This is a genomic window from Oceanobacillus picturae (assembly GCF_000612865.1).
In the GTDB taxonomy this organism is placed as follows: Bacteria; Bacillota; Bacilli; order Bacillales; family Amphibacillaceae; genus Oceanobacillus_B; species Oceanobacillus_B jordanicus.
In genome coordinates this window covers 377,929-396,796 of record NZ_CCAX010000001.1, presented here as the reverse complement: position 1 = coordinate 396,796, position 18,868 = coordinate 377,929, and the positions used below count along the sequence as shown (strand labels likewise).

The 18,868-nt window shown below is 39.5% G+C and carries 18 protein-coding genes; 5 read left to right on the top strand and 13 right to left on the bottom strand.

The genetic code is table 11. The features are described 5' to 3' along the window. Positions 1-48: 48 nt before the first annotated feature. The 4 genes from BN988_RS02010 to BN988_RS01995 are packed head-to-tail and all read left to right on the top strand — an operon-like array spanning position 49 to position 4,148. Positions 49-780 carry a glycerophosphodiester phosphodiesterase gene (locus tag BN988_RS02010; protein ID WP_036572713.1) on the top strand — a complete coding sequence of 244 codons (732 nt, stop codon included), beginning with the start codon at positions 49-51 and terminating at the stop codon, positions 778-780. A gap of 25 nt (positions 781-805) precedes the next feature. Beyond that, positions 806-1,819, top strand: a complete 1,014-nt coding sequence (gene namA, locus BN988_RS02005; protein ID WP_036572710.1) for an NADPH dehydrogenase NamA — start codon at positions 806-808, stop codon at positions 1,817-1,819. 18 nt (positions 1,820-1,837) lie between these two features. Continuing rightward, positions 1,838-2,764: a ribonuclease Z gene (gene rnz / locus BN988_RS02000; RefSeq protein ID WP_036572709.1), complete on the top strand. Its 927-nt coding sequence runs from the start codon at positions 1,838-1,840 to the stop codon at positions 2,762-2,764. A 13-nt stretch (positions 2,765-2,777) separates the two neighbouring features. Continuing rightward, complete coding sequence (locus BN988_RS01995) at positions 2,778-4,148, top strand: aldehyde dehydrogenase (RefSeq protein ID WP_119574276.1); 1,371 nt, start codon at positions 2,778-2,780, stop codon at positions 4,146-4,148. Positions 4,149-4,188: 40 nt separating this feature from the next. Here BN988_RS01995 and BN988_RS01990 read toward each other — a convergent pair whose 3' ends face one another. The 4 genes from BN988_RS01990 to mce form a co-directional block, all read right to left on the bottom strand. Beyond that, positions 4,189-5,436 carry a DNA polymerase IV gene (locus tag BN988_RS01990; RefSeq protein ID WP_259343633.1) on the bottom strand — a complete coding sequence of 416 codons (1,248 nt, stop codon included), beginning with the start codon at positions 5,434-5,436 and terminating at the stop codon, positions 4,189-4,191. Positions 5,437-5,669: 233 nt separating this feature from the next. Then, positions 5,670-6,800 (bottom strand): M20/M25/M40 family metallo-hydrolase, encoded by a 1,131-nt coding sequence (locus BN988_RS01985; RefSeq protein ID WP_036572704.1) that lies wholly within the window; start codon positions 6,798-6,800, stop codon positions 5,670-5,672. Positions 6,801-6,823: 23 nt separating this feature from the next. Further along, positions 6,824-8,365 (bottom strand): acyl-CoA carboxylase subunit beta, encoded by a 1,542-nt coding sequence (locus tag BN988_RS01980; protein WP_036572703.1) that lies wholly within the window; start codon positions 8,363-8,365, stop codon positions 6,824-6,826. Next, positions 8,362-8,829 carry a methylmalonyl-CoA epimerase gene (mce, locus tag BN988_RS01975; RefSeq protein WP_051557617.1) on the bottom strand — a complete coding sequence of 156 codons (468 nt, stop codon included), beginning with the start codon at positions 8,827-8,829 and terminating at the stop codon, positions 8,362-8,364. Before mce ends, BN988_RS01980 begins: the two co-directional genes overlap by 4 nt. Before the next feature lie 189 nt (positions 8,830-9,018). Here mce and prli42 point away from each other — a divergent pair, with 189 nt between their 5' ends. After that, entirely contained in the window at positions 9,019-9,129 is a 111-nt protein-coding gene (gene prli42, locus BN988_RS18770; RefSeq protein ID WP_119574645.1) for a stressosome-associated protein Prli42, read from the top strand. Positions 9,130-9,211: 82 nt separating this feature from the next. Here the strand turns inward: prli42 and BN988_RS01970 are convergent, their stop codons facing one another. From BN988_RS01970 to yqiS, 9 genes are all read right to left on the bottom strand, one after another. Continuing rightward, entirely contained in the window at positions 9,212-10,198 is a 987-nt protein-coding gene (locus BN988_RS01970) for an aromatic acid exporter family protein (protein WP_036572701.1), read from the bottom strand. 166 nt (positions 10,199-10,364) lie between these two features. Beyond that, positions 10,365-10,796: a BrxA/BrxB family bacilliredoxin gene (locus BN988_RS01965; RefSeq protein ID WP_036572699.1), complete on the bottom strand. Its 432-nt coding sequence runs from the start codon at positions 10,794-10,796 to the stop codon at positions 10,365-10,367. 113 nt (positions 10,797-10,909) lie between these two features. Beyond that, positions 10,910-12,184 carry a dihydrolipoamide acetyltransferase family protein gene (locus BN988_RS01960; protein ID WP_036572698.1) on the bottom strand — a complete coding sequence of 425 codons (1,275 nt, stop codon included), beginning with the start codon at positions 12,182-12,184 and terminating at the stop codon, positions 10,910-10,912. Between the two features lie 20 nt (positions 12,185-12,204). Next, positions 12,205-13,188, bottom strand: a complete 984-nt coding sequence (locus BN988_RS01955) for an alpha-ketoacid dehydrogenase subunit beta (protein WP_036572696.1) — start codon at positions 13,186-13,188, stop codon at positions 12,205-12,207. A 15-nt stretch (positions 13,189-13,203) separates the two neighbouring features. Beyond that, positions 13,204-14,217, bottom strand: a complete 1,014-nt coding sequence (locus BN988_RS01950; RefSeq protein ID WP_036572695.1) for a thiamine pyrophosphate-dependent dehydrogenase E1 component subunit alpha — start codon at positions 14,215-14,217, stop codon at positions 13,204-13,206. Positions 14,218-14,229: 12 nt separating this feature from the next. Beyond that, the gene (gene lpdA, locus BN988_RS01945) at positions 14,230-15,651 is read right to left on the bottom strand and encodes a dihydrolipoyl dehydrogenase (RefSeq protein ID WP_036572694.1); all 1,422 of its coding nucleotides are present in this window, start codon (positions 15,649-15,651) and stop codon (positions 14,230-14,232) included. After that, positions 15,635-16,768, bottom strand: coding sequence for a butyrate kinase (gene buk, locus BN988_RS01940; protein ID WP_036576278.1), 1,134 nt, complete (start codon positions 16,766-16,768; stop codon positions 15,635-15,637). The genes lpdA and buk overlap by 17 nt, the downstream gene beginning before the upstream one ends. Positions 16,769-16,779: 11 nt before the next feature. Beyond that, entirely contained in the window at positions 16,780-17,874 is a 1,095-nt protein-coding gene (gene bcd / locus BN988_RS01935; protein WP_036572693.1) for a branched-chain amino acid dehydrogenase, read from the bottom strand. 12 nt (positions 17,875-17,886) lie between these two features. Then, the gene (gene yqiS / locus BN988_RS01930) at positions 17,887-18,798 is read right to left on the bottom strand and encodes a phosphate butyryltransferase (RefSeq protein WP_051557615.1); all 912 of its coding nucleotides are present in this window, start codon (positions 18,796-18,798) and stop codon (positions 17,887-17,889) included. Between the last annotated feature and the right edge of the window lie 70 nt (positions 18,799-18,868).

Genomic DNA, 18,868 nt, shown 5'->3' with positions numbered 1-18,868 from the left:
TGACTTTTGCCCTAAAATAAAACACAATTAAATATAGAGGTGAAACCATTGCAAACAAAAATTATTGCGCATCGAGGTGCAAGTAAATACGCACCAGAAAACACGATGCCAGCCTTTGAACTAGCGCTTGAGCTTGGCGCTGATGGTATCGAAACAGATGTTCAGTTAACAAAGGATAAAATACCTGTATTAATTCATGATGAAAACGTAAAGCGGACCTCCGATGGAAAAGGCTACGTTAAGGACTTAACCTATCAACAATTAATCAATCTCGATATGGGTTCTTGGTTCTCCACTAAATTCATTGGAACAAAAATAGTTTCATTAGAAAATTTCCTACAATGGGTCCAAGACAAACCGTTACATTTAAATATTGAACTAAAAAATAATAAAATAGATTATAAGGACTTAGAAAAAATTGTACTAGAATTATTAACCAACTATCAGTTATTAAATCGTACCACACTATCTACCTTTAATCCAAAGAGCGTAAAGAGGTTGCATGAGCTTACTAGTAAGGTCGATATTGCATTTTTAAATTCAAAGCGAATGAAATATTTTACTAAGTATGCCAATAATCTTGGCGCTTCCTCTATCCATATTAAGTATCGCTTGCTAAATTCTCGATTAATGGAGAAAAGCAAACAGCATCACCTGAATGTTCGTGTCTATACCGTGAACAAACCGTCACACTTAATACGCTGTTTCAACCAGGAATGCGATGCGATTTTTACTGATGTGCCAGATATTGCTAAGGATTATCGTAGATTATTCACCTGATCTTTTATAACGGGAGGAAGAAAGCATGGCTAAACTATTTTCACCAATTAACTTTAAAAACGTAACCTTAAAAAACAGAATTGTAATGGCACCAATGTGTATGTACTCCTGTAGCGAAGAAGATGGCAAGGTTACTCCTTTCCATGTAACACATTATACTTCACGGGCTGTTGGCCAAGTTGGATTAATCATGCTTGAAGCAACAGCTGTTCAACCGGAAGGTCGCATTTCTTCTCAGGACCTTGGTATTTGGGATGATGATCATGTAGAAGGGCTTACAAATTTAAACCATCAGATTCATCATTATGGTTCCAAAACAGCTATACAGCTGGCGCATGCTGGTAGAAAAGCACAATTAGATTCCAACATCTTTGCTCCCTCTGCCCTAGCCTTCAACGATTCCTATAAAACACCTCAACAAATGACTGTAGAAGATATCAAGGAAACGATCGAAGCGTTTAAAGCTGCAAGCAAAAGAGCAAAACAGGCAAACTTTGACATTATAGAACTGCACGCAGCTCATGGTTATTTAATTAATCAATTTCTTTCTCCATTAACTAATAAGCGTGAAGATTCCTATGGCGGTAATAGAAAAAATCGCTACCGTTTACTCGAGGAAATTATTTCTGCAGTAAAACAAGCGTGGAATGGCCCATTGTTTGTACGGATATCTACCGATGAGTACGCAGAGGGAGGAAACAGTCTGGATGATTTTGTCTATTTTTCTCGTAGAATGCGTGACCAAGGAATTGAGTTGATTGATTGCAGTTCTGGTGGTGTTGTGCCAGCTTCTATCTCTGTCTATCCAGGCTATCAGATTCCACGCTGTGAGACGATCAGAAAAGAAGCAAACATTTCCACAGGCGCTGTAGGTCTCATTACTACAGGCGTGCAGGCTGAGGAAATTGTGCAGAATGAACGTGCCGATCTAGTCTTCCTAGCTAGAGCATTGTTGAGAGATCCGTATTGGCCAAGAACGGCTGCTGCTGAATTAAACGAAAAACTATCTGCCCCTAAACAATATGAGCGTGGCTGGTAAATCATGGAGGAATAACTTATGGAACTCGTTTTTCTTGGGACTGGCGCAGGTGTTCCCTCAAAGGAACGGAACGTAACGTCCATAGCCTTAACTCTCTTACAAGAGCAAAACAGTGTTTGGCTATTTGATTGCGGTGAAGCAACCCAACATCAAATACTAAACACCTCGATTAAGCCTAGAAAGATTAATAAAATCTTTATTACCCATCTACATGGCGACCACGTATTCGGTTTACCAGGTCTTCTAAGCAGTAGATCTTTTCAAGGAGGCGAAGAAAAAGTCACGTTATACGGACCAGAGGGGTTAAAGGATTTTGTTACTACTTCTTTAAAGGTCAGTGGAACCCATTTACGTTACCCTATCGAAATTCAGGAAATTGCTGAAGGGAAAATCTATGAAGACGATCAGTTCACCGTGTTTGCCAAACAGCTCGATCACGGTATAACCAGTTATGGTTATCGTATTGTAGAAAAGGACCGACCAGGAGAACTTCTTGTAGATCGGCTAAAAGCACATGGCGTTCACCCTGGTCCCATCTATAGCCAAATAAAAGAGAACCCCTTTGTGGATATCGCTAACGGACAGCGGCTAATAAGTGAAGATTTTATTGGGCCAAACAAATCTGGAAGAGTTCTAGCTATACTTGGAGATACTCGTGCGATGGCAACACACCATGAATTCATAAAAGATGCGAATGTCCTTGTGCATGAAGCTACCTTTGAAAGGGAAAAGGAACAGATGGCATGGGATTATTTCCATTCTACTACTACACAAGCAGCCGAAGCCGCAAGGCAAGCTAATGTTGAGAAATTAGTGTTGACACATATTTCATCTCGTTACCAAGGTGAAGATAACCATCGCTTGCTCCAAGAAGCAAAGCAAATATTTTCCAATACAGAGCTTGCTACGGACTTCTTCAAACTAGACATCACAGCACATTCATAAGGGGGAGATCAACATCACTACAATCAAACAAATCGTAGAAGAACAGCGAGCTTTTTATCAAAATGGAAATACAAGAGACTATCAGACTCGTAAAGCATCACTAGAAAGCTTAAAAAGGATGCTTAAAAAGCATGAAAAAGAAGTATATCATGCCTTGCGATCAGATCTGAACAAATCTGAGCACGAAGCCTATACAACTGAAATTGGTTTCCTTTATTCGGAAATCGATTTTACTTTAAAAAACTTAATGAATTGGATGGAGCCAACGAAAGTTACTGCTCCTATTACCCATAAAGGAACGAAAAACTACATCGTGCACGAGCCTTATGGCGTTAGCTTAGTTATTTCGCCATGGAACTACCCACTCCAACTAGCGCTCGCGCCAGCAATTGGTGCTATTGCTGCGGGAAATTGTGTGGTAATAAAACCGTCGGAGCACGCTAGAGCAACTTCCTCCTTATTGGCAAGTATGATAAAACGAACATTTGACCCTTCTTACATCACGGTTATTGAAGGTGAAAAAGAAACGAATCAAGAACTGCTACGCCAGCGTTTTGATTACATTTTCTTTACTGGTAGCACAGAAGTTGGAAAGATTGTGATGAAGCAAGCCAGCACACATCTTACCCCTGTCACACTTGAACTAGGTGGTAAGAGTCCAGCCATTGTAGATAAGGATGCTAATATCAATTTGGCTGCAAAACGTATAGTATGGGGTAAATTTACAAACGCTGGTCAAACTTGTGTAGCTCCAGATTATGTCTATGTTCACGAAAAAGTTAAATTTAAGCTGTTAAAGGCAATGAAAAAATATATTAAGTCCTTCTATGGAAAAGAACCTTTAAATAATCCTGATTATACTAAAATCATTAATGAAAGACATTTTGAACGGATTTTAGGTTATCTAACAGATGGTACCCTTCTTCATGGTGGAAATGCAGAAAAACAATCACTTATGATCGAACCAACTATTCTTGATAAAATATCATGGGAAGACAGCGTTATGCAGGAGGAAATATTCGGACCTGTTTTGCCGGTTCTATCTTTCACAAACGTAGAAGAAGCGGTGGAAATGATTAGTAAGCAGGAAAAGCCACTGGCACTTTATTATTTTGGTGAAAATATTAAGACGCAAGAGCAGGTCATTCAATATCTTTCTTTTGGTGGTGGAAGCATTAATGATACAATCTTTCATTTAGCAAACCCCCATCTACCATTTGGAGGTGTTGGCAATAGTGGAATGGGCCAGTACCATGGTCAATCTAGCTTTAAGACATTTTCCCACCAAAAAAGTATTCTAAAGCAATCAACTAAATTTGATGTGCCTTTCCGTTACCCTGGAAGTAAACTTGGCAAAGCTGTAATCAAACGAATCATGAAGTAACACAAGAAAGCTCCCATTTTTCACCTAGTGAAAATGGGAGCTATTCTTTTCTATAGTCATCAAGAAAGTCTTTTTGAAAACTAGTTCTTGGTTGATCTTCTTTAACCGCTTCTAGTTTTTTAAATACATCCTCGCCATACTTCTCTGTTAATCCTTCTATTGCTTCATAGAGCTTTTCTTTCCCTGCCTCTTTTTCATACGTAAACAGGTCTAATTGCTTTGCAATATTCTTTTTCACTTCCACATCTTGAAGCGTGATGCCGAGCAATCTAACAGGCTCTTGATTCCAATGCTTATGGAAAAGTTCTTCTGCTTCATACATAATTTCATCTTTTCCATCAATATACCGATAAAGCTTTTTACTCCGTGTAATCGTTTTACGATCTTGGTATCTTATCATTAATTGTATACTCTGTCCTGCTGCATTCTTTCTTTTCATTCTGCGCTCTACGTTCTCTGAAAGAATTGCAAGTAGCCTTCTTATTTCCTGTTCATCAACAGTATCATAAGGTAAGGTTTGTGAGCTTCCAATGCTTTTAAATTCAAAAATGGCATCTGGATCAACTGGTCTGTTATCTATTCCATTTGCTCTGTTTTTTAGTCGTTCTCCATTTATACCGAGTACTTGCTTTAATTCATACGTATTATAATTTGCCAGATCACCAATAGTCTTTATTCCTTTTTCAATCAATTTCGTTGCTGTCTTTTCCCCCACGCCATACATTTCCCCTATGGGAAGTGGCCAAAGTGTTGAAGCCAGCTCCCTTTTCCTTAAAACCGTTATGCCTAATGGTTTTTTCATATCGGAGGCCATTTTGGCTAGAAATTTATTAGGTGCAATCCCAATACTACAGGGTAAGTCTAATTCATCAAGTACTCTTTTTTGTAATGAATCGGCTATTTGTAATGGAGTAAGATCACTGGTTACATGGGTTATATCCATATACCCTTCATCAATGGAAACAGGCTGAACATCTGGCGTGATCTCTGATAGAATACGGAATAGCGCTTTTGATGCTGCGCGGTACCGTTCAAAGTTTGGACGCATCACAATGAGTTCAGGGCAATTCCTTTTTGCCTGCCAAATTGTCATGGTTGTTTTAACACCTTTTGCACGGGCTTCATAACTACTTGTCACAACAATCCCTTTCCGTTCCTCCGGATTACCCGCAATAGCCAAGGCTTTACCTTTTAAATCCGGGTTGTAAGCAGCTTCCACAGAGGCATAAAAACAGTTCATATCTATATGGAAAATAACCCGTCCTTTGTGAGGATTGTTTGCTGTCAATTTCATACACCCTTTATTATTATCTTTAACAATTATAACACAAGAAAAGCGAAGAGCGCTGAGTCAAAAGAACGCCGGCTAAAAACGACCCGTCCTGGGTCAACACCGGCATGACCCAGTTCCTCCAAATGAACCATCCAAAGAGAAACCCTCTTAAGGCTTCACCTCAAAAGGGTTTCTCAGAATTAGTTATAAAACGAGGTTGTCGAAAGTAATTGCTGTTCAATCTACCTTTACGCTTCATTAGCTGCTTCTGTTATAATAGATCCGACAAGCTCTGTTATCTTCACAAGTTCTGCTACTGGAATACGTTCGTTAGTCGTATGAATCTCTTCATATCCCACAGCAAGGTTAACCGTAGGGATGCCATGACCAGCTATTACGTTGGCATCACTTCCACCACCGCTTTGTAATAGTTTACTTTCACGTCCTACTGCCTTTGCTGCACGACGAGCTACCTCAACGACCTGGTCTCCTGCCTTTTGTTTAAACCCTGGATACATAACGTTAATCTGAACATCAGCTGAACCACCAAGTTCCTGTGCCGTTTTTTCGAATGCTTCTTTCATTTTGGCAACTTGCGCTTCCATTTTCTCTGGTACAAGAGATCTTGCCTCAGCAAGAATTTCCACATGATCTACGACAATATTAGTCTGCTTGCCACCTTCAAAGCGCCCGATATTAGCTGTAGTTTCCTCATCAATTCGTCCTAAAGGCATTTTAGCAATAGCCTTTGCTGCTAATGTGATAGCGGAAATTCCTTTTTCAGGCGCTACACCTGCATGAGCTGTTTTTCCTTTTATAACGGCGAAAACCTTTGCTTGGGTTGGGGCAGCGACGATAATATCTCCTACATCCCCATTACTATCCAGTGCATAGCCATACTTCGCATTAATGTGTTCTGGGTTCAATGCTTTTGCCCCCACTAATCCTGATTCTTCACCAACAGTAATAATAAATTGAATATCTCCATGTTCTATATTGTTCTCTTTAAGTACACGGATTGCTTCTAGCATTGCCGCTAAGCCTGCTTTATCGTCTGCTCCAAGGATTGTTGTTCCATCCGAAACAATATAGTCACCTTCAATTGAAGGCTTAATTCCCTTACCTGGTACTACTGTATCCATATGGGAAGTGAAATAAATTGGATCTACTCCTGGCTTCGTTCCCTTTAAGGTGCAAATAAGATTTCCAGCTCCATGGCCAGTCACTTCTGATGCATTATCTTCCGCTACCTCAACACCAAGGTCTGTAAATTTTTGCTTCAGTACTGCCGCAATTTCTGTTTCATATTTCGTTTCTGAGTCAATTTGGACAAGTTCAAAAAATTCGTTGATTAATCTTTCCTGGTTTACTGTAGTCATAAATTTTAGTCCTCCAATAGTTACTATAATGGCATGTTACCATGTTTTTTCTCTGGTCGTTCCACTTGTTTATTATACATCATTTCTAAAGCTTGAATAAGTTTAATGCGCGTTTTCTCTGGAAAAATCACATCATCAATCATCCCTAAGGCAGCAGCCTTATAAGGATTAGCGTGCTTTTCTCGATAAGCAACTATCTTCTCTTCTCTAGTGTTCTCTGGGTTTTGGGATTTCTTTATTTCATCACTGTTTAAAACACTCACTGCACCTTCTGGTCCCATGACAGCAATTTCAGCCTGCGGCCAAGCGTAGACTACATCGGCACCGAGCGATTTACTATTAAGGGCGACAAAAGCACCACCATATGCCTTACGTAAAATAACCGTGATTTTAGGAACAGTTGCCTCTGCATAGGCATAGGCAATTTTTGCTCCATGCCGAATAATTCCCTCGTGCTCTTGCTTTACCCCAGGTAAAAAGCCCGTAACATCTTCTAAAGTAATGAGAGGGACATGAAAGCAATCACAAAAACGTATAAATCGCGCTGCTTTATCACTAGCATCGATGTCCAGTCCCCCGGCTTTATACTTCGGCTGGTTACAAACCAATCCAATAGCTATTCCATGCACCCTAGCAAAACCTACTACAATATTCTTTGCAAATTTGTCTTGAATCTCCATAAAGGAATCCGCATCTACTATTTGCTCAACTATTCGCCTTACGTCATAGGCTGTCTTGCTATCAGAGGGAACCAATTCGAGTAATTTAGGTCGCTCATGATTTTCTTCACTAATTGGTAATGGCTTTGTTTTTTGTTGGTTTTGCTCAGGTAGAAACAGTAAAAGCTCCTTAACCGCGTCCAATGCTTCCCATTCTGTTGGTTTTGTGAGATGGGCATTTCCACTTTTTTGGCTGTGAATAAAAGAGCCGCCCAGTTCCTCGGCCGTGATTTGCTCTCCTGTAATCTCCTGCATCACCTTAGGTCCTGTCACAAACATCTGAGAGATTTTTTCTACCATGATGACAATGTCTGTCAATGCTGGAGAATAAACTGCCCCACCCGCACTTGGTCCCATTATGACAGAAATCTGGGGTATAACACCAGAATAAAGGACGTTTCGGTAAAAAATCTGACCATATCCATCTAATGAGGAAACCCCTTCTTGAATACGTGCCCCACCAGAATCAATTAAACCAATTATAGGAAGACGATTTTTACCAGCAAGGTCAAGAATTGTTGCTATCTTTTTCCCATGCATTTCACCTAGAGATCCACCTAATACTGTAAAATCTTGCGCATAAACATATACGGCCTTTCCAGCTATTTTACCAAAGCCACCAACAACCCCATCGCCATTTAAAGATTCTAAATCATTGCTAGATTTTCGTTCTGTTAAAAAAGGCTGGATTTCTATAAAACTACCCGGATCAAGTAAATAGGTCAGACGTTCTCTTGCTGTCCACTTCCCTTTAGAATGTTGCTTTGAAGTTCGCTTTTCTCCTCCACCTGTTTCCACTTGTTCTCGTTTGCTAGCTAGCTCTTTTATGTACTTGGATGGGGTCATTGTTCTCTACGCCTTCTATATTGGCAGAATTCAACTAATGTACCATTTGTAGCATCTGGATGGATAAATAAAACATCACTGTTCCTAGCGCCTTTTTTCACACCTTCATTGACTATTGGCAGATCTTTTGCTTTTAAGTCTATAAGTACTTTTTCTATGTCGTTTGTTTCAAAGGCAATATGGTGAAGGCCTTCACCATATTTGTTTAAGTATGACTGAACAGGGGAATTTGTATGGCTTGGCTCCAATAATTCTATCAAAATATTTTCAGCTTCTAAGTGAACAATTCTAACCCCTTCAGAGAGTACTTCTTCTTTGCTCACAACTTGTAATCCTAAGACTTCTGTATAAAAGGGCAATGCTCTATCCAGATCTCTTACTGCAATTGCAATATGAGAAATCTTTGGTGGAAGAGACATAGTTCTGTCGTCGGCTGTAGCTTTTGTTCTCGCACAAAAGTCCATAAAAATGTTCTCCCTCCTATTTCTGCTTCTTCCTAAAATTTTCTCTACTATAAGAAGATTAATATGCTTCAAATTCTTGGAGGATAACTTTATATTTTGCAACATTTAGTTCTTTTCAACTTTTACTTGTCCAAATCCGGTTTTCACGATAAAATACAAGTAACAGAAGGGTTCAAAGGGGGAAAGAAAATGGCTGCAAAAAAATCAAAGCGTCAAAGAAGGACTACAGTCATCGTTTACATTATGATTATTGCAATGGTACTCTCAACATTAACTGCTGGACTGGCAATGTTTATATAATTAATCGGCAAAAGACTGAAATCAAATGGATTTCAGTCTTTTTTAATGAGAAAAATAGCAACGACACTTTTTTAACGGCGCATTACGCTTTTGCTTTAGATTTTGCCTCTTTTTTATGTTGGATGTCGCTCTTTTTAAATTTCTGTTTCAATACTAAGTAGTCTTCTATTTCATGGAGAAGGCGAAACAGATTAGCACGGGTTTCAAATTCCTCGCGTGTTTCAGGCAGTTCTTCCTCATCAAACTCTTTTTGTAGTTTAGTTAGTTCCTCTAAGTACAAGATGGCTGTATTACCTGGATGAACAGCCTTTGATAAGCTTTCAAAGAAAACAGCAACTTTCTCAGAGATGGAAATTTTATTTGGTAATTTCGTTACGAGTGGTAACATCCTTTTCAATAATTCAAATTGTCGCTGTCGCATATAAAAATAATCCTTATATGGGTGCTTGTTTCGCAATAGATGATTCTCTTTGTCCCGCTCTACTAGATCAAAAGCTTCCTCAAGAAGCTGTTCTGTCTCGGATATTTCCTTGCCATCCCAATGTATCTCTTTATTCCGGATATATAAAGCTACCTCATACAAAATAGTCTGGAAGTTACTTTCCACTCTGTTTTGCTTATTTTTTAACTTTTTATCCAAGCTTGGCATGTATAAATTTAACAATAGCCCTGTACCGATTCCCACAATGATCAGGACAAACTGATCTGTTAAAAAATTCAAATCTATCCCAGAGGCACTATATAAATTTAAAATAATTACAGAGCTTGTAGCAATTCCCTGGGTGATTTTCAAATAAACAGTCGTCGGTATAAATACCGCTAGCATCAAACCCACTGAAACAGGATGGTAGCCAATGATCTCGAAGAATACTAATGAAAAAACACTTGCTAGTACACAAGCCAAAAAACGGTTCCAGGCACTTAGAAAAGATTGTTTCCTTGAGGGCTGGATACAAAGAATAGTTAAAATTCCTGCTGAAACAAAATTTGATAAACCAAGAAATTGAGCAATAGATATGGCAAGAGGTGTACCTATTGCCGTTTTTATCGTTCTATAGCCGATCTTCACTTTTATAACTCCTTTAACTCGCAATGCTTTACGGCATATTCGTTTTGTAACGAATATTCACGTTTCTCTTATGCATGAAACGTGAAAAAAGAGGCTGACCTAAATAAATAGCGACAGCCTCTTTCTAATATACACTTTTTGCTTATTAAAACAAGCAAAAAGAGCGTTAAATTTCTTCACAGTGTTCATCAAATATGGATTGCAATCTGCCTACAACGTCCATCGCGCTATGACCTTCTATATCATGTCTTTCTAACATGGTTACAATCTCCCCATCTTTCAAAAATGCGAAGGAAGGTGATGAAGGAGGATATCCTTCAAAATAGCTTCGTGCTTTTTCCGTAGCTTCCTTGTCTTGACCGGCAAAAACAGTAACTAAATGATCTGGTCGTTTGTCATAATGAACAGAATTAGCTGCAGCTGGGCGAGCTACTCCTCCAGCACATCCACAAACAGAATTCACCATCACAAGGGTCGTCCCTTTACGAGCAACTGCTTGATCTACATCTTCTGGTGTTTTCAACTCTTCGTATCCTGCTTCAGTTATATCTTCACGTGCTGCATTGACAACATCATTCATAAAAATGTTGAAATCCATACGAAATCCAACCCCTTACGTTAAATTAGTTCTATCAAATCTTGTAAACAGCATACCAAGTTTCACTTGATTTATCAATTTATTAAGATTAACAAAATACTATGCTCGCTGATTTAGTAAATACTCATTGTCTTTTCATTCATATTTTCTAACGTTGTCTTCAGATAGGAGAGGAAATTCCCACAAACTAAACCATCTAATACTCTATGGTCAAGGGATAAAGATAGATTAACCATATCTCTAGCTGCAAACATATTGTCGACAATAACTGGACGCTTTACGATCGATTCTACTTGTAAAATGGCAGCCTGCGGGTGGTTAATGACACCCATTGAACTAATTGACCCAAACGAACCAGTATTATTTACCGTAAATGTACCACCTTTCATGTCGTCCCCTGTTAATTTACCTTTCCTCGCTTTACCTGCCAGTTCAGTAATATCTTTGGCAATTCCTTTAATACTCTTTTCGTCAGCATTCTTTATTACCGGGACAAATAATTCTTCATCTTTTGCTACAGCAATGGAGAGGTTGATTGCCTTTTTCTGTATGATTTTATCTCCAGCCCACATACTGTTTAATTGAGGATATTCTTTCAAAGCCTGAGCAACTGCTTTTACAAAGAAAGCAAAGAACGTAAGGCTGAATCCTTCTTTCTTCTTAAAATCATCTTTAATTTGGTTACGATATGTGACCAAATCTGTAACATCTACTTCCACAGTCATCCATGCATGAGGAATCTCCTGTTTAGATCGTACCATGTTTTGCGCAATTGCTTTTCGTACCCCTGTTACAGGGATTTCAATATCTCCTTGTTGCATATCTGAAACAGGTGCGGAAGAAGGAGCTTTTTCTACAACTGGCACTGACTGAGCTTGAGAAGGCTTAGAAGAAACTTCTTGATTACTGCTTGTCGTTTTTGGTTTTCCATTTGACAAGTAGTTTTCAATATCTTTCCGTGTTATCCTACCTTTTTGACCAGAACCAGTAACTTGGTCAAGATCAATATCATTCTCTTGTGCTAGGCGGAGCACTGCAGGTGAATAACGTTTTTTCATGGATTGATCTTGATTCGGTTCCTCTGTCGTTTCTTTTGGAGCTTCATCCGTTTCTTTATTCACAGCCTGTGTTGCATCGACTGCACCGTCTTCTGTATCGATGTAGCACATTAAATCACCGACTGCAATGGTTTGCCCTTCTTCGGCAACGAGCTCTTTAATGGTACCAGTGAAAGAAGAAGGTACTTCTGCATTCACTTTATCTGTGAGTACCTCTGCAATTGGGTCATATTTATTTATTTTGTCGCCTACTTGGACAAGCCAAGAGCTTATTGTTCCCTCTGTTACACTTTCCCCTAACTGGGGCATGTTAATTTTTTCCGAAGCCATTATTCAATCCTCCTTCAAGTTTAAAATTCTGCAAGTTCTCGCATCGCTTTTTCTACTTTATCCGGGTTCATCATAAAATACTTCTCCATAGTTGGGGCATAAGGCATGGATGGCACATCTGGGCCAGCAAGACGCTTAATTGGTGCATCAAGATCGAATAAACAGTTTTCGGCAACAATAGCTGCTACTTCCCCAATAATGCTTCCTTCTTTATTGTCTTCCGTTACAAGAAGTACTTTACCCGTTTTTTGAGCTGCCTCTATTATGGCTTTTTTATCTAATGGATAAACAGTTCGTAAATCTAGAATATGAGCATCGATTCCTTCTTCTGCAAGTTTTTCAGCAGCTTGTAGAGCGAAATGGACACACAAACCATACGTAATAACGGTTATATCAGAGCCTTCTCGCTTCACATCTGCCTTGCCGATCGGGAGTACATAGTCATCTTCAGGAACCTCACCTTTAAGTAACCGGTACGCTCTTTTATGCTCTAAGAAAAGGACAGGATCATTGTCCCTAATAGATGCTTTTAACAGTCCTTTTACATCATAAGGAGTAGAGGGCATAACAATCTTTAAACCAGGCTGATTAGCAAAAACCGCTTCAATCGACTGAGAATGATAAAGCGCTCCGTGGACTCCTCCGCCATATGGGGCACGAATCGTCATCGGAACATTCCAATCATTATTTGAACGGTAGCGCATCTTTGCAGCTTCTGAGATAATTTGGTTGACGGCAGGCATAATAAAGTCAGCGAATTGCATTTCCGCAACTGGACGCATTCCGTACATTGCTGCCCCAATCCCTACACCTGCAATTGCAGACTCAGCAAGCGGTGTGTCAAGCACGCGCGCTTCTCCAAATTCATCATAAAGTCCATCTGTTGCGCGGAATACGCCGCCTTTTTTCCCTACATCTTCTCCCAAAACAAATACTTTTTCATCGCGTTGCATTTCTTCTTTTAGTGCAGCTGTCACTGCTTGAATATACGACATTACTGGCATGTTTCTATTCCCTCCCTACTCTTCATAAACATATTTTAATGCATGTTCCGCTTCAGCATATGCTGCGTTCTCAGCATAGTCAGTTGCTTCATTTACAATAGAGTTAATTTCGTCTATCATTTCTTTTTCCGATTCATCACTTAACACACCATTTTCCTTTAAGTACGCAGCAAAAGTAATAATAGAATCCTTCTTCCTTGCTTCTTCCACTTCATCACTTTCGCGATACTGACGATCATCATCATCACTTGAATGTGCAGTAAGTCTGTATGAAACTGCTTCAATTAGGGTCGGGCCTTCTCCGTTGATCGCCCTTTCTCTTGCTTCTTTAACAGCTTCGTATACAGCTAACGGGTCATTACCGTCAACCGTCACTCCAGGCATCCCATAACCAATCGCACGGTCAGAAACATTTTTGCTCGCTATTTGTTTCTCTATTGGAACAGATATCGCATATTTATTGTTTTCTACCATTGTAATAACAGGGAGCTTATGTACCCCTGCAAAGTTCAATCCTTCATGAAAGTCCCCTTGATTAGATGAACCTTCTCCAAGAGTTACAAAAGAAACAAAATCCTTCTTTTCCATTTTTCCAGCTAGTGCCACGCCTACTGCATGTGGTACTTGTGTAGTTACTGGGGAAGAACCACTTAAAATCCTGTTCTTTTTCTGGCCAAAATGTCCAGGCATCTGTCTTCCACCCGAGTTAGGATCCTCAGCTTTTGCAAAACCTGATAACATCAACTCTTTTGCGGTCATACCAAATGCTAGAACCACACCCATATCTCTATAATATGGTGCCGTGTAATCTTTTTCCCGATCTAGTGCAAAGGAAGCCCCTACCTGAGCGGCCTCCTGTCCCTGACAGGAAATAACAAACGGAATTTTACCAGCACGATTTAAAAGCCACATACGCTCATCCAATTTTCTAGCAAGCAGCATGGTTCTAAACATTTCAATAACCTGATCATCAGTCAATCCTAACGCTTCATGACGTTTTTTTCCCAACTTAATAGCCTCCTTTTTCATTAAAACTATCTTTTACCCATGTATCTGCTTTCCTTCTACTGCTAAAGCAGCTTCTCCAACTATTTCGGAAAGTGTCGGATGCGGGTGTACTGTATGAGCTAACTCCCATGGTGTAGCATCCAACACTTTTGCAAGTCCAGCTTCTGAGATAAGATCCGTTACATGAGGACCAACCATATGGATACCAAGCAAGTCCTCGGTTTTCTTGTCTGCAACTATTTTCACAAAGCCTTCTGATTCCCCGTGAACCAATGCTTTACCAATTGCTTTAAAAGGAAACTTTCCAACCTTTACGTCATACCCTTTTTCAGTAGCCTGTTTCTCGCTTAGACCTACACTTGCCGCCTCAGGGCTTGAATAGATACAAGAAGAAATATTATCATATTCTAATGCAAGAGGTTTTTCGTCTGCCATATGCTCGACAGCTACAATACCTTCATGTGATGCCACATGAGCAAGTTGCATTCCACCAATAACATCTCCAATTGCGTATATATGTGATTCTTTCGTTTGGAAGAATGTATTTGTTTTGATAAAGCCATTTTCTAATACAATGTCCGTGTTTTCTATTCCAATGTTGGTTGTATTTGCTTCACGTCCGACAGACACAAGCATTTTATCAGCAGTATAGGATTCCACGGCATCCGCTTTTTCTGCTGAAATAGTTACATTGCTGTTAAGTTCAAGACTATCAGGAAGAACCTTTGCACCTTTAACAAACGTTACTCCTCTTTTTTTCAATTGCTTTTCAACCTCTGAAGCAACATCCTTGTCCTCTGTTGGTAAGATTTGTGTCGCATATTCCAAGACAGTCACCTTTACCCCAAAGTCAGTCAGCATAGAAGCCCATTCAACGCCAATAACGCCGCCTCCAACAATAAGAATAGACTCAGGGAGAGTTTGCATTTTTAAAGCATCATCAGAACTCATGACCAATTCCCCGTCCAGTTCCAATCCAGGAAGTGATTTAGGTTTAGAGCCAGTTGCGATAAGAACATTCTTAGGGACGATCATAGTATTTTCATCGCCGTTAGCATATTCAATGGATATGGTTCCAGGCATTGGAGAAAAAATACTTGGTCCTAAAATACGGCCATAGCCCTGGAAAACATCAATTTTCCCTTTTTTCATTAATCCTTGTACACCTTTATGCAATGTATCAACAATTTTATTCTTTCGTTCTTGTACTTTATTAAAGTTTAAGCTCGGATCCTTCGTTTCCACACCATACTCGGCAGCTTCTTTTGTCTGTCTAAATACCTCTGCGCTTCTTAAAAGAGCTTTTGATGGAATACAGCCTCTATGCAGGCATGTTCCACCTAATTCTCCTTTTTCCACGACTGCTACTTGCATTCCTAGTTGGGAAGCACGAATAGCAGCCACATAGCCGCCCGTTCCTCCGCCAAGAATGACTAAATCATATTCTTTTGCCATACAAGAATCGCTCCTCTTTGTCATCATTAGGATAAACTTTAGGTTCTTCTTGCTCCCGAAGCACTCGAAGAACACCTTCGTTAAGTGCCTCTAATTCATTTTCACCAGGGTATACGACTGTGTCAGCAATCCACTTTACCCGTTTCATAATCATTTCGGTGAAGGTTTTCCCATAAGCCAACCCACCCGTAAGTACGATTAAATCTACTCTACCCTGAAGAACGGAAGCCATGGACCCGATTTCCTTTGCGATTTGATAAGCCATCGCTTCATATACTTCTTCTGCGTATGTATCTCCGGTTGCAATTCGCTTTTCTACTTCTACTGCATCGTTTGTTTCAAGGTATGCCATTAGGCCACCCTGCCCTACTATTTTTTTCATAATTTCATCAACGTAGTACTCTCCAGAGAAGCATAGGGAAACGAGGTCACCTGCTGGAACAGTTCCTGCACGTTCTGGAGAAAATGGGCCATCCCCATGTAGTCCGTTGTTCACATCTATTACTTTGCCACCTTTATGGGCCCCTATGGTTATTCCACCGCCCATATGTGTGACAATCATATTCATCTCTTCATATGCTTTTTCCGCATCATGGGCAGCTTTTCTCGCTACAGCTTTTTGGTTTAAAGCATGGAAAATACTCTTTCTTGGTATTTCAGGCACTCCGGAGTATCGTGCGATATCAGCAAGTTCATCGACAACCACCGGGTCGACTATAAATGCAGGGATGTTTAACCCACTGGCAATTTCATTAGCGATAATCCCTCCAAGGTTTGAAGCATGTTCCCCATTATAACCTGTTTGCAAGTCATGTAGCATGATGTCATTCACCTTATAAGTTCCACCTTCAATAGGTTGTAATAAACCACCCCTGCCACAAACAGCACTCAATTTGGAAATGTTAATGCCTTCATAGTCCAATTGTTCAAGAATAACGTTTTTTCTAAAATCATATTGATCCATGATATTGGAATACTGGCTTAAATCTTCCCCACTATGTCGTATTGACTTTTCGAAAATACATATGTCATTCTCAAAAACCCCAATTTTAGTAGAAGTAGAGCCAGGATTAATGACTAAGTTTCTGTAATTTGATTCCAAGTTATTACCCTCCATTGCACACACGATTACCTTCTGCTCAGGATATGGTGGTCATTTAGTAAGAATTGGCTTCTTGAATTTTTTTTCGCTTCAATACGCTCTTCTGCCATACGATCAGCAGCAACATATGTTGGGATATTATCTGTTCTGGAAATTTCAAATACCCTAGTTAAGCTATCATATATTGTTTCAACTTTTTTCATGGCCCGTTTTTGATTATATCCAACGAGTTCGTCCGCAACATTAATAACACCGCCAGAATTTATAACATAATCAGGGGCATAAACGATACCTTTTTCATGGATGATGTCACCATGCTTAGAAGACTTAAGTTGATTATTTGCTGATCCAGCTATAATTTTTGCTTTTAATCGATTTATTGTATCATCGTTAACCGTTGCCCCCAATGCACAAGGTGCATAAATATCACAATCAACATCATAGATGTCATCCGGGTCAACCGCTGTTGCATTAAATGCCTCTACGGCTCTCTCAACAGATTGTTTATTGATATCCGTTACAATAAGTTTCGCACCTTCCTCATGTAGGAATTCACAGAGCGCGTATGCAACATTACCTACTCCCTGTATAGCAACTGTTTTGCCTTCTAATGAATCACTACCATAAGCTTCCATAGCTGCTGCTTTCATTCCTTTGTAAACGCCGTATGCAGTGACAGGTGAAGGATTGCCTGATGAACCTGATTCAGGTGAAATTCCTGTAACAAAATCTGTCTCAAGGTGAATTAAATCCATATCATGGACAGTAGTTCCAACATCCTCCGCCGTAATATAACGACCATTTAACCCCTGAATATATCTACCAAAGGCACGGAACATTTCTGGATTTTTATCTTTTTTCGGATCCCCGATAATAACGGTTTTCCCTCCACCCAGATTTAATCCTGCAGCTGCATTTTTATATGTCATGCCTTTAGCAAGTCGAAGTGCATCTTCAATCGCTTCTTCTTCAGATTTATATGTCCACATTCTTGTACCACCAAGTGCAGGTCCTAATGTTGTATCATGTATAGCTATAATAGCCTTCAATCCAGAGCTCTTATCCTGACAAAAAACAAGTTGTTCATAATCATATTTCTCCATATAAGTAAATATTTCCATTACAAATTCCTCCTAAAAAGTAGTTGTAGTAGCTAAAGCTAAAGACAATGAGTATAATTTACTCTTTGCATCATCTGATCTCGACGGTAAAACAATTGGTGCTTTTGCACCACTAACCATAGCTGCCACATTTGCACCTGCAAAATAAATAAATGATTTATAAAGTGCATTGCCAACATCAATTGTCGGTACCAACAAAATATCTGGATCCCCTGCTACTTCAGATTGGATACCTTTATGCTTAGCTGCTTCAGTAGAAACAGCATTATCAAAAGCTAATGGACCATCAACAATACAATTTTTAATTTGGCCACGTTTTTGCATTTGTGTAAGTAATGCTGCATCAACAGTAGACTGCATCGCTTCGTTCACTGTTTCAACAGGAGCTAGAACCGCGACCTTTGGTGTCTCTAAACCGATGCCTCTCGCTACCATTACAGCATTTTTAATGATTTCGGCTTTTTCCTTCAAATTTGGAGCGATGTTCATTGCTGGATCTGTCAAAAATACCAAACGTTCACGACCAGGAATTTCAAAAAGCGCAACATGTGATAAAATGTTTCCTGTTCTGAGTCCAAATTCCTTATTTAAAACAGCTTTTAATAGGATATTTGTGGCAATATTTCCTTTCATCAAAACATCTGCTTCTTGTCGTGAAACTGCCTTAACAGCAGCTTGTGCCGCTTCCTCACGTGTTGCAGTGTCTTTAACAATAATAAAAGGATTGTCTAAATCAAGGCTAACCTTTTTCGCTGCATCTTTGATTTTCTCCACGCTACCGAATAGTATAAATGAACATAAATCTTGTTCTAAAGCATCACGTACAGCCAGTAACACTTCTTTATCTCCTGCATTTGCAATGGAAACGGTTTTTCTGTTTTCTGTATTTCGATTGGTTGATATAAGCGTAACTAAACTTTTCACGTTTGCCCTCCTGTCTGCCCATTAAATATGTAGCAAATTTCATGCCAACTTTCTTTTGCCGTATTAATGC

Excerpts from the sequence above, each read along its gene's own strand:
- bcd (WP_036572693.1), bottom strand. The coding sequence starts at position 17,874 with ATGGAAATATTTACTTATATGGAGAAATATGATTATGAACAACTTGTT.
- rnz (WP_036572709.1), top strand. The coding sequence starts at position 1,838 with ATGGAACTCGTTTTTCTTGGGACTGGCGCAGGTGTTCCCTCAAAGGAA.
- mce (WP_051557617.1), bottom strand. The coding sequence starts at position 8,829 with ATGGACTTTTGTGCGAGAACAAAAGCTACAGCCGACGACAGAACTATG.
- lpdA (WP_036572694.1), bottom strand. The coding sequence starts at position 15,651 with ATGGCAAAAGAATATGATTTAGTCATTCTTGGCGGAGGAACGGGCGGC.
- buk (WP_036576278.1), bottom strand. The coding sequence starts at position 16,768 with ATGGAGGGTAATAACTTGGAATCAAATTACAGAAACTTAGTCATTAAT.
- BN988_RS01960 (WP_036572698.1), bottom strand. The coding sequence starts at position 12,184 with ATGGCTTCGGAAAAAATTAACATGCCCCAGTTAGGGGAAAGTGTAACA.
- BN988_RS01955 (WP_036572696.1), bottom strand. The coding sequence starts at position 13,188 with ATGCCAGTAATGTCGTATATTCAAGCAGTGACAGCTGCACTAAAAGAA.
- BN988_RS01980 (WP_036572703.1), bottom strand. The coding sequence starts at position 8,365 with ATGACCCCATCCAAGTACATAAAAGAGCTAGCTAGCAAACGAGAACAA.
- prli42 (WP_119574645.1), top strand. The coding sequence starts at position 9,019 with ATGGCTGCAAAAAAATCAAAGCGTCAAAGAAGGACTACAGTCATCGTT.
- BN988_RS01950 (WP_036572695.1), bottom strand. The coding sequence starts at position 14,217 with ATGAAAAAGGAGGCTATTAAGTTGGGAAAAAAACGTCATGAAGCGTTA.
- BN988_RS01965 (WP_036572699.1), bottom strand. The coding sequence starts at position 10,796 with ATGGATTTCAACATTTTTATGAATGATGTTGTCAATGCAGCACGTGAA.
- BN988_RS01985 (WP_036572704.1), bottom strand. The coding sequence starts at position 6,800 with ATGACTACAGTAAACCAGGAAAGATTAATCAACGAATTTTTTGAACTT.
- namA (WP_036572710.1), top strand. The coding sequence starts at position 806 with ATGGCTAAACTATTTTCACCAATTAACTTTAAAAACGTAACCTTAAAA.